This is a genomic window from Nostoc sp. UHCC 0252, assembly GCF_034931145.1.
Taxonomy (GTDB): Bacteria; Cyanobacteriota; Cyanobacteriia; order Cyanobacteriales; family Nostocaceae; genus Nostoc.
The window spans coordinates 148502-159558 of sequence record NZ_JAYGHE010000002.1 but is presented as its reverse complement, the minus strand read 5'-3'; the positions used below and the strand labels follow the sequence as shown (position 1 = coordinate 159558).

The following is an 11057-nucleotide window of genomic DNA, read 5'->3' as shown; positions in this document are numbered from 1 at the left end:
GGGAGAATGGGCCAAACCTTAGCTATCCACTAACAGAATTGAATTCTGAACGAAAGAGCGGATAGCGAGTCTTCGAGCGTCGCGTCTTAATTCTGACTCCTGAATTCTGACTTCTGAATTCTTCTTCAATTAATTTTGTCTCCCATATTCACAGTACGCATCCGTCGTACACTTCCAGCTTGACAATCGCGTAACCAAGTATTAACTCCTTGGGCAACAGTACCTTTACTACTATCTCGTGGCGGAGATACTGGCTGCTCTCCTGAATAGGAACCAATTTGAGAAAACATCATCACTAAACGCCAACCAGTTGTAGTTTTAGTCAACAATAGTCGGTGGAATTCCTGCAATTCTACCGCTTTATTTCCTATGTACTGCCGCTCCAAGGTAGTAAAGAAAACTTGCTCAACTCCTGATGCAGAGCTTTTAGACCCATCTGCACTATATTCTTCAAGGTTAAGGGGCAGAGGAGTAAACTCAGGTCTTCCTGCCACTAGCATATAACTGTAAATATCACTGCTTCTGCTGAGGCGGCGGGCGCGTTGGCTGGCACGATTAGTATAACTAGGTAAATCTTGGAGTAGCTGTGTAGTTAATGTTTCTAAATTTTGCTCAGAACACAAAGACTTTGCCCCGTCGTTGACATTTTCCTTTTCTGCTAGCGCAGAGGGGTTAGGGGTGGGGTTTTCCGATAAAGCTGGGTAAGCAAGACTATTTGATATTAAGACCCAGAAGCCGCAAGCTAAAAGCCAACTATAGTTTTTGTTACTCAGCGAAAAGATAAAATTTTTTTCCCCTACACCCTGCACCCTATCCCCCAGTTTCTCACTGACTCTTAGCTTCATGCCAGTGTGGTTAACTCCTCAGAAATCTTCTTCCAGGCTAACTCTGGCTCAGTAGCAGTAGTGATGGGACGGCCAATTACTAGATAATTTGCACCAGCTTTAATGGCTTGTGCTGGCGTAAGCGATCGCTTTTGATCGCCAATATCAGCCCAAGTTGGTCTAACGCCGGGACAAACTAGCAAAAAGTCATTTCCACAAGTGTGTCGCAACTGTGCCGCCTCAAGAGGTGAACAAACTACCCCATTCAAACCCGATTCTTGAGCCAGCAAGGCCATTTCTAGAGCATATTCTGGCAATTCCAGAGGTATTTTTAAATCAAATGCCAACTGTCTAGCAGAAATGCTCGTTAACAAAGTAATAGCAATTAGCTTTGGTGGTTGTACACCTGCTTTTGCAGCCCCTTCCTGTGCCGCCTCAGTTGCGGCTTTCAGGGCATCTCTACCAGCAGTAGCATGAATTGTTAGTAAATCCACCCCGTATCTAGCTGCACTCCGGCAAGCACCAGCAACAGTATTGGGGATATCATCAAACTTTAAATCCAAGAAAATGCGCTTTTGGCGGGACCTGAGTTCTTCTAAGATTTTCGGGCCAGTGCTGGTAAACAGCTCTAGACCGACTTTCCAGAAATGAACTTGAGGAAGTTGATCTATAAGAGCGATCGCACTTTCTTCATCTGGGACATCCAAAGCCACAATAACTCGCTGTTCTGCCTGTTCACCATTCCCCATTCCCCACTCCCCATTCCCCATTTAAGGAACTAAACGCACAAACTTATTTTTCCCAACTTGTAAAACCTTACCTTGTAATTCAGCAACAGAAGCAAAAGTAGTATCAATATCGGTAATGCGATCGCCATCTAAGCGCACTCCACCTTCTTGAATTTTCCGCTTACCTTCTCCTGTACTTTTGCACAAACCTGTGACATTGAGAATATACGCTAACTTAGTAGGAAACTGCGATACCTCAGCTAAAGAGAATTCTGGAACTGCACCCTCCTTTCCGCCACTTTGAGCGGCTTCTTTCGCCTCTTGGGCTGCTTGTTCGCCGTGGTACTGTTTGACAATTTCCCATGCTAAAAGTGTCTGGCGATCGCGGGGATTTTCTGGCAGATTATCTAAAGGTAAATCCGTCAACAGTTCAAAATACTGTGACAGTAGATTATCTGGAACCCCTTGCAACTTCTGATATTTTTGCCCCGGATGTTCTGACAACCCAATATAATTACCTAAAGACTTGGACATTTTTTGCACTCCATCTGTGCCAATCAAAATTGGCAGCAGCATCCCAAACTGCGGTTTTTGACCAAAATGGCGTTGCAAATCTCTGCCTACAGCAATGTTAAATTTTTGATCAGTCCCTCCTAATTCCACATCTGCCTCAACAGCAACGGAATCAAAACCTTGCATTAACGGGTATAGGAACTCATGGATAAAAATCGGATTCTCTTTTCTATAGCGATCGGCAAATCCTTCTTTCGCCAACATCTGCCCCACCGTCATCGTGGAGAGTAACTCTAAAATTTTCTCTAAGTTTAGCTTAGAGAGCCATTCGGAGTTATAACGCACCTCTAATCTTCCTGGTGTGTCAAAATCCAAGATAGGACGTACTTGGTCAAGATAAGTCTGAGCATTTTGGGCAACATCGGCTTCTGTAAGCTGGCGACGCACCTCAGATTTCCCAGTCGGATCGCCAATGCGTGCTGTAAAATCGCCAATAATTAGAACTGCTATATGACCTGCATCTTGAAACGCTCGCAGTTTTCGTACTGGTATGCTATGACCTAGATGAATATCAGTACCAGTAGGGTCAATCCCCAACTTGATCCTCAAAGGTTTGTTTGTAGTTGCCAAAAGCTTTTCTAGACTTTCACTGTTAACATCTACTGGTTGTGGAAAAACTTCTATAACACCACGACGCAGCCAAGCAAAATCTTGCGTCATAGTAGAAAATCCATTGTTAGCTATGTTTTTTACACTAGAAGTTAAGTTGGTTATAAACACTTGCAATTTATCCACTTTCTCATCTGCCAAACTACTATAATTGCAAAAAATTAACCGCCTTGCTTCGTCCAATCAATTACAGTTAAATTTATAAGTGAGGAAGTGAAATCGCCGTGTCGTCTTCTAGGACTTTTGAAGATAAACAGCCACAACGTCGGGCTTCGTCAGGTTTTGAGTTTTTAAAAGGAGTTGGTCAGGTAACTGGCGGCACTCTGCTCTCAATTACCATGTTGGCAAGTTCCATTGTAGCCGGAGGACTGGTTGGTTTAGCCATCAGTTTCCGTAATTTGCCAGATGTAAGACAGCTACGTAACTTCTTTCCCTCAGAAACAACTTACATTTATGACGTTAAGGGTAAACTTTTAACGAGTATCCACGGGGAAGCCAACCGGGAGGTTGTGCCCTTGGATAGAATTTCCCCGAATTTAAAACGGGCGGTATTAGCAAGTGAAGATAGCCACTTCTACGATCACCACGGTATTAACCCCACTGGTGTTGGTCGGGCTGTAGTAGTTAACGCTGTAGCAGGTGGAGTCAAAGAGGGTGGCTCTACTGTTACTATGCAGTTGGTAAAAAACCTATTTTTGTCTCGCAAGCGTGCCTTTACCCGTAAGTTAGCGGAGGGGGTGCTGGCAATTCGGTTAGAGCAAATTCTCACTAAAGACCAAATTTTAGAAATGTACCTCAATCAAGTTTATTGGGGTCATAACAATTATGGTGTACAAACGGCAGCCCGCAGTTACTTTAATAAGTCAGCAGAATATTTAAGCTTGGGTGAGTCAGCGATGATGGCGGGTTTGATCCAAGCACCAGAAGAATTCAGCCCGTTTGCGAGTATGAAGCTGGCAAAACAGAAACAAAAAGAAGTACTGGGGCGGATGCTGGAATTAAACTGGATCAACCAGTCAGAATATGACAGCGCCCTCAAGCAAGAAATCAAGCTTGGCAGAATCAAATCCTTTCAAGGTAGTGCCCTACCTTATATAACCAATACAGTAGCGCAGGAGTTGGCTAAGAAGTTTGGGCGTGAGACATTACTCAAAGGCGGGATGCGCGTACAAACTACAGTTGATGCCAACTTCCAAAGTATGGCAGAGGAAACTGTCGTTAAGTGGCATAAATCACTGCTTGGGCAGGGATTATCTAAGAATCAAATCGCCTTGGTAGCAATTGATCCGCGCACACATTTTATTAAAGCACTGGTGGGCGGCGTAGATCCTAAGACCAGTGAATTCAATCGGGCAACTCAATCTCAACGGCAGCCAGGGTCTTCCTTTAAACCGTTTGTCTACTATGCTGCTTTTGCCACTGGGAAATATGGGCCAGACTCAACGGTGGTAGATTCTCCAGTCAGCTATCAAGATGGTAATGGTCGCTACTCTCCCAGAAATTATGATGGGGGTTTTAGCGGCCCGATGCCAATCCGCACAGCTTTGGCCCAATCACGCAACATTCCCGTGATTAAAATTGGTAAAGCTATTGGCATGAATAGAGTGATCGAAACTTGCCGTACCTTGGGCATCATGAGTCCGATGGAACCAGTTACCTCCCTACCTCTGGGTGCAATTGGTATGACTCCTCTAGAAATGGCTAGTGCCTATGCTACCTTTGCTAATTATGGTTGGCAATCCCCACCAACTGTAATTGCCCGTGTCACCGATAGTAGTGGTAATGTGTTATTGGATAATACCCCGAAACCCCAGCTAGTTCTAGATCCTTGGGCATCGGCAGCCATTATCGATGTGATGCGAACAGTAGTTACTAATGGTACTGGTAAAGGTGCTGCGATCGCTCGTCCAAGTGCTGGGAAAACGGGTACAACTTCTTCAGAAAAGGATATCTGGTATGTGGGCACTGTACCACAATTAACAACTGCTGTCTGGGTGGGAAGAGACGACAACAAACAATTAGCTAGCCGTGCTACAGGCGGCGGTATGGTTGCTCCCATCTGGAAAGATTTTATGGAGAAGGCACTTAAAAATGTACCAGTGGAAAACTTCAAGCCACCTTCTCAGTTTTCTCGTCCCAAGTCACAATAATTTGGGATTTTGAGCCGCACCAAAGGTGCGCTTCCAGCGCAATTTAGATTTTGGATTAATTGTCAATCCAAAATCTAAAATCTAAAATTGACTAAGCCTGTTTTTCTAACTCGGTTTTCATCCGCTCTAAAGTCAGGTGCATTTGGTCAAACATTTGTTGCGGGGTAACACCGAATTGACCTAATTGCGTTTTCAGTTGTTCTACCGTCATTTGTGCCATAAAATCTTCTGACAGCTCGAAACGCTTCATAAAGATGCGATACCGATCCATCATGGCTTCCATTTGCTCAATAAACAGCTTTTTGCCATCACGGTCAAATTTCCCGTAGTTGTTACCAAGCTTGATTAACGCTTGATAATCCTCAAATAGCTGTTTCGCTTCTTGCTGAACTATCTCAGAATCGAAGAATCCCATATTGCTTATATTAAACTGAGTGTCCAGACTCAGTAGCTTAATAGTTTTACTTCTATTTATTATTTTAGTCTAGGTGGGTAATCTAATGACGAAGCTTCGGTTTTGGTACGGTTTGCTGCCGAAATTTCAACACTTGACTTGAGAACCTTTTCGATGTTTAAACCGACTCAATAGAGCCGCAATACTCATAGCTTTAGCCACTGATTTAGGGTTAGTATTTTCACCCAGTTTAATTTTCAGTTCGGAAGCGTATTTTAAGGCTAGTGAATTTTGTGGGTTAAGTTTTAATGCTTGACAGATGTAAACCCTAGCCATCCCGATAAACTTCTGTTTGAGATGTACCAAACCTAATAAGGCATAATAGTCGCTGTTATTCGGCTGTAACTTGATGGCATCGCGCAGTTCTTGCACGGCTAGAGGCCATTTTCCTAGCCTGACGTATTCAATAGCTCGCTGGTAGTGACGTTGAGCGTAGTTTGTCAAAACTGGTTTGACATCATCAGTTAACGGCAATTGAACTGGATTTGAGTCTACTTCAGGGATGATGGGAACAATTTTTTGTGGTAAGAAGAGGTCTGGTTTATGGAAACGTAAGTAGACTAAATTCAGTATAGTAATTTGTTGCGTCACCTGATAAAACTGATCTAGTGATTTGTATTGAGCTTCTCCATAACAGGCGATCGCTTCTTCGTAAAACAATTCTGCTTCGGGTGTGGGCATTTTCATCATTTCCTGAGCTATGGCACTTTGAGAAGACAAAGGCTGCTGCTGCAAAACCCTTGCATCGGATCGCAGCATAGCGATCGCAATCAAGCGCTTCTGTCGATTTTTCAGTTGTTCATAAGCTGGATTGATCAAATGGCTAAATATTGCCGTTGCTAATTTTTGGTCTGAATTACAGTTTTTGGCATGGCGATCGGGATGTAGCAGCTTCGCTAAAGTGTGATAGCGTTTGAAAATCTGGCGATCGTCAGCAATCACAGAGATTCCTAACACTGCGTAAGGATCGCAAAGCTTTTCAACCCATCCCCGTGGTAGTAAGGTCTGTGACATAGTAGTAATAAAGCTGTTAAAAACTTAAAATTAGCATCAAAGCTCAATGCACAGTCATGTGAAACTTACTCAAATTTCTTCAAAATTGTGTGGGACTTTCAAAAGTTTCAAGGGCAAGCCAGGGTAGTTGACTGTCTGATTGTAGGAACTATGGTATTGATAGATTTATTAGAAATATGTTGACTAAGCGCAAAAGTCGAAGTGTCGCTGCTGTTTTAGCTTTTTCTGGAACGCTGACAATTTCAGGATTGCATAAATTCTATCTAGGACAGCCGTTGTGGGGTGTTTTGTACGTGCTGCTTTCCTGGACACCGATCCCCAAGGTAGCTAGTGCCATTGAGGGAGTTTGGTATTTAGCGCAAGACGAAGAAGCTTTTGATCAGAATTTTAATCTCGGCAAGTCAGCGACAAGAAACTCACAAAAGGTAAGTAATCAGGTAGGAGCAATGGCTGAAGCAATGCGAGAATTAGATGCTTTGCGTCAGGATGGACTGATTTCAGAGTATGAGTTTGAACAAAAGCGCCGCCAGCTGCTAGACCAGATTTCTTGAGGTAAGCGATGAATCATGAATAACTGGCTACCTTTGAACCCCAGGCTGCAAAAACTCCGCGCCAAGCTCCTCAACGATCCCTACTATCGCCTCCAATCTGGGGAAGAGATTCAGCTAGCGGCCAAATTAGGTATTCGCATTGATGCGAATCAAGCCACTGTAGATGATTGGTTACGCTTACCAGGTTTGTCAATTCACCAAGCGCGATCGCTTGTAGAACTTTCGCATTCTGGTGTTAAATTTTACTGTATTGAAGATATTGCTGCGGCTTTGGCTATACCAGCACCGCGCTTGGAACCATTAAAGCCTCTGCTGAATTTTATTTACTATGACCACGAATCTCTAGAAAGTCCGACCCATTTAGTCAATCCGAATACAGCAACAGTCGAAAAGTTAGCACAAATTCCATTTATAGATTTATCTTTAGCGCAAGCAGTGGTGCAAAATCGGCAATCAGTCGGGCCTTACCGTAACCTAGCTGATTTTCAACGGCGGCTGGAGTTACCTGGTGATGCGATCGCTCAACTGATGTATTATTTAAAGTTTTAAGTTAAAAGTTAGAAGTTTTAAAATAACTCCTAACTCTGTCAATTTTAGATTTTGAGTCGAACTTTTGGTGCGCTTACAGGGCAATTTGGATTAAAAGAAAAATCTAAAATCCAAAATTGACTAAATGAACCCAATGCGATCAAGAGGCCAAAAACGAAATGTTGCCCGACCGATGACATTTTTTCTGGGTAAAAAGCCCCAATAGCGAGAGTCATTACTATCGTTACGGTTATCTCCCATGACAAACAATTCGTCTTCTGGGACTTTTACTGGTTGATATGGCTGATTTGGTGGTTCAGCGATGTAATCTTCTGCCAAGGGTTGACCGTTGAGATAGACTTTGCCAGAAGCAACACTAATTACCTCACCAGGCTGGCCAATAACCCGCTTGATAAAAGCTTGGTCTTTGGGATATCCTCGACGTTGTAGTTCTGCGGATGGCTGAAAAACAATAATATCCCCAGTTATGGGAGGATGAAAATGGTAGGATATTTTTTCGACTACCAAGCGATCGCCAGTATGTAAGGTGGGCAGCATCGAGTCAGAAGGTATATAGCGGGGTTCGGCGATAAAAGTCCTGATCAAGAGTGCTAAAAATAATGCGATCGCAATTAAAATCAGATTCTCTCGCCAACTACGCCATACTTTTAACGACGCACGTTCTTCTTTTGCATCACTTTCGTGAGGAATCATAACAATTTGTAGCCAGTTTCAGAAGTGGGACAAATACCTTGATTATTTTGACTCAAAAGGTATATTAATAAAAAATTTAGGTTCTGCATCAACCCATACAGATATTAAATAATACAGTTATTGCATCTACTAAACACAAGTAAAAGTACTGTAAATAAACAATGACCTGTCTTAGGCAATATCAAGCAAATCATTAAGATTTCTAGATAATTAAGAATCTTAATTCTAATTGCTGCAATTATAAGGCAAGTTATTAGATAATTTTCAGTTTTACTTCCTCCTAACCTCTGCCTTTCTTTGGTAAAGGCTGATATGATGTTCGGTAAATTGCCCATACTTCTATGCCTTACCTTTGCCTAAGTTATCACTAGGGTTCCCTATAGAGCGGGTGGGGTAGTTTTATTATGGGTTATTAAGCAGATTGATATGAATTGAAAAGAAAATATATTTTTATATATTATTAAGTGATGTTACATAAAATTAACTCTGTTTAAGTGTATTTTTGAATACAAAATTTTCGGTTATTCAAGTTAGAATAGTCAAAATTTTTACCTTATCTACATTAAGCGTATAATTCAATAGTTCAATAGCATAAATGCTATATAGGACTCAATATTGATTAAAAAAACTTAGTACAAATAACAAAGCCTTCTTTCTTGTTGACTGTTCCTTACCTATGCAAGTAAGTATGGCTACGCCACGCTGCGCGAACAGAAACCGAAGCGGATTACTAGAATATTGCAATTTTCACAAGTTCCCTATATATATTTGATATTTTCCGTAATTACACGGTGACACTACATATTAGATTGTACTATTAATAAGATATAAATCTTCTAGACTATCGAAAACAACATTAACAGACAAAAGTCACTAAGAATTTAGGCTAAAAGTATCAGCATTAAAAATAGAACTAAACTGTTGATAAAATTATCTTTGCTAAATGAGCCAAAAGTATCTAGATTAACGAATAAGTGCCCCTTGGCAATGAGAAACTATATTTAATCAATTTTCGTCTAGTCTATTACATAGAAAGTGCAAGCTAATATTCTGTCACTTGAAAACTTAACTTTTTCTTAAAAAGGAAGTAATGGCAGTAGGCATTAGAATATATCTTATCAAGAATATAGCTAATAGTTTCCTAGACTATATTTGGAAAGATACCCCTCTTCTTATAAGTAGTTTTGTATTGTTAATCAAGTAATTCACAAAGTTGTATAACTTACAACTTTACTGTGAAAAACCTTGAAGATAAAAACTTCAGCCTGCGGAAGCTGCAAATTTTTAGCGCAGCATAGCTCATCTTATTGGTAAAGCTATAAAGCTTGAAATGATAATGCTGCCTTAGCAGTGAAGTTAAAGACAGAAACTAATTCAGTACTCCTATTTAATAGGATCTTGGGGTATGACTAATTATCTAATTTTGCTCCTTCTTAGAGCTAGCGTTAAAAAGGCGGAAGTACAAACTTTGCCTTTGATGGATGGGTTGATATTAAACAGTAGCAAATATTCTGTAAGCGCTCATCCAAATCTAAAGTATGTAGGTTCAGTTAAAGCCCTATAGTCTGTCTTCTCAATGGTGAATCTCCGTTAGCCGAATTCCCATTTTCAGGATTATCAGGAAGTAGCTGGTATTTAAGATATCTAAATAAGTGTGCTATAACGTACCGTCATAACTGTTGTTGATGGTTCGATATTTGAAGGAGCTATGAGGTGGAAAACAATAAGTCGTTTCTGTGGCCAGAAGGAATATTAATTGCACTGCTTGCTTTATGTGGTGTTTTTAGCCTTGCTTTCATGATGCTTTTAAGGCCAAATACTTCGGAGGCTCAGATTAGACAAAATATAGATGTCAAGGATGTAGCTGCAAAGGTAGGAACTCAGCAGCGTATTGAGAAATTAAAAGCGGCGATGCTTACGAGTTGGCAGCAAGAAGCACAAACAAAAGGGCTATCTTATGCCATACCATCACGTTTTCAAGGAGTAATAATTAAGGAAGCAAAACTCACTAAAGCAGAGAAAGTGATTGCTCTCACCTTCGATGATGGCCCTTGGCCTCAGACTACAGAGCAAGTATTAGATATTCTGAAATCAAATAATATCAAAGGAACGTTTTTTGTCGTTGGACAGAACCTAAAAAATTATCCAGAATTAGGAAAGCAAATTGTTGCTCAAGGCCACGTCATTGCGAACCATACTTGGCATCATTGGTATCACTTTTTTAATCAACAAGCAGCAGCTCATGAAATCGACCGCACAACAGACCTAATCTATCAAATTACAGGTGCTAAAACAAATCTCTTCCGACCACCTGGTGGCAACTTGCACAATGGATTAGCTGCTTATGCTAAAGGAAAGAAATATACTGTGGTGATGTGGTCTGCTGACTCCATAGACTACAAATTACCAACTGTACCAAAGTTGATAAATAACGTAATTAAAGATTCAAAGCCTGGTGGTATTGTACTGATGCATGATGGTGGTGGGAACCGTTCTAGAACTGTACAAGCTTTACCAGAAATTATTAGCAACTTTAGAAAGCAAGGCTATCGCTTTGTAACTATTCCAGAACTTTTAGAAATAGAAGATGCAGAGCAAAATTTGCTCGCTCACAAAAAGTAATTTTTATTAATTAAGCGTAATTAGCTAATAGTAATTGACTAATTACTAAAATTATATTTTTTGGTTAAAATACGTTATTTCTGAGTTAGTGAAGATTCGTCTTTAAAGGCGAATCTTTTTTTTCGATCCCTTTTTAAGTCAATACGGTTCAGTTAAGGCTAAAAACTACAACTGGCGTAGGTTGGTTTGAGGAACGAAACCCAACATTATCAAGGATTTTTTGGGTTTCGCTGCCGCTTAACCTAACCTACTACTCTTCTTACTGAACCGTATTGCTTTTTAAGGAGTAA

Annotated in this window: 10 protein-coding genes; 4 read left to right on the top strand and 6 right to left on the bottom strand. The window is 40.9% G+C overall.

The window, feature by feature from the left end:
* Positions 1 to 125: 125 nt before the first annotated feature.
* From VB732_RS01820 to tyrS, 3 genes are read right to left on the bottom strand one after another with little or no spacing between them, the layout of a single operon-like run.
* Positions 126 to 845, bottom strand: a complete 720-nt coding sequence (locus VB732_RS01820) for a hypothetical protein (RefSeq protein WP_323229093.1) — start codon at positions 843 to 845, stop codon at positions 126 to 128.
* Positions 842 to 1573, bottom strand: a complete 732-nt coding sequence (pyrF, locus tag VB732_RS01815) for an orotidine-5'-phosphate decarboxylase (protein WP_323229092.1) — start codon at positions 1571 to 1573, stop codon at positions 842 to 844. Before pyrF ends, VB732_RS01820 begins: the two co-directional genes overlap by 4 nt.
* Positions 1574 to 1594: 21 nt before the next feature.
* Positions 1595 to 2785 carry a tyrosine--tRNA ligase gene (tyrS, locus tag VB732_RS01810; protein ID WP_323229091.1) on the bottom strand — a complete coding sequence of 397 codons (1191 nt, stop codon included), beginning with the start codon at positions 2783 to 2785 and terminating at the stop codon, positions 1595 to 1597.
* Positions 2786 to 2958: 173 nt separating this feature from the next.
* Here tyrS and VB732_RS01805 point away from each other — a divergent pair, with 173 nt between their 5' ends.
* The gene (locus tag VB732_RS01805; protein ID WP_323229090.1) at positions 2959 to 4884 is read left to right on the top strand and encodes a transglycosylase domain-containing protein; all 1926 of its coding nucleotides are present in this window, start codon (positions 2959 to 2961) and stop codon (positions 4882 to 4884) included.
* A 91-nt stretch (positions 4885 to 4975) separates the two neighbouring features.
* Here the strand turns inward: VB732_RS01805 and VB732_RS01800 are convergent, their stop codons facing one another.
* Together VB732_RS01800 and VB732_RS01795 are read right to left on the bottom strand one after the other, a co-directional pair.
* Entirely contained in the window at positions 4976 to 5299 is a 324-nt protein-coding gene (locus tag VB732_RS01800) for a DUF1825 family protein (RefSeq protein WP_323229089.1), read from the bottom strand.
* Between the two features lie 126 nt (positions 5300 to 5425).
* Complete coding sequence (locus tag VB732_RS01795) at positions 5426 to 6352, bottom strand: J domain-containing protein (protein ID WP_323229087.1); 927 nt, start codon at positions 6350 to 6352, stop codon at positions 5426 to 5428.
* Positions 6353 to 6528: 176 nt separating this feature from the next.
* Between VB732_RS01795 and VB732_RS01790 the strand changes: the two genes are divergently transcribed.
* A complete protein-coding gene (locus VB732_RS01790) occupies positions 6529 to 6903 on the top strand; it encodes an NINE protein (RefSeq protein ID WP_323229086.1) in 375 nt (124 codons plus the stop codon).
* Between the two features lie 15 nt (positions 6904 to 6918).
* Complete coding sequence (locus VB732_RS01785; protein WP_323229085.1) at positions 6919 to 7452, top strand: ComEA family DNA-binding protein; 534 nt, start codon at positions 6919 to 6921, stop codon at positions 7450 to 7452.
* Positions 7453 to 7572: 120 nt separating this feature from the next.
* On the opposite strand, the gene lepB is transcribed toward VB732_RS01785, so the two are convergent.
* Complete coding sequence (gene lepB, locus VB732_RS01780) at positions 7573 to 8145, bottom strand: signal peptidase I (RefSeq protein ID WP_323229084.1); 573 nt, start codon at positions 8143 to 8145, stop codon at positions 7573 to 7575.
* Between the two features lie 1713 nt (positions 8146 to 9858).
* Between lepB and VB732_RS01775 the strand changes: the two genes are divergently transcribed.
* Complete coding sequence (locus VB732_RS01775; protein ID WP_323229083.1) at positions 9859 to 10767, top strand: polysaccharide deacetylase family protein; 909 nt, start codon at positions 9859 to 9861, stop codon at positions 10765 to 10767.
* Positions 10768 to 11057: the final 290 nt, after the last annotated feature.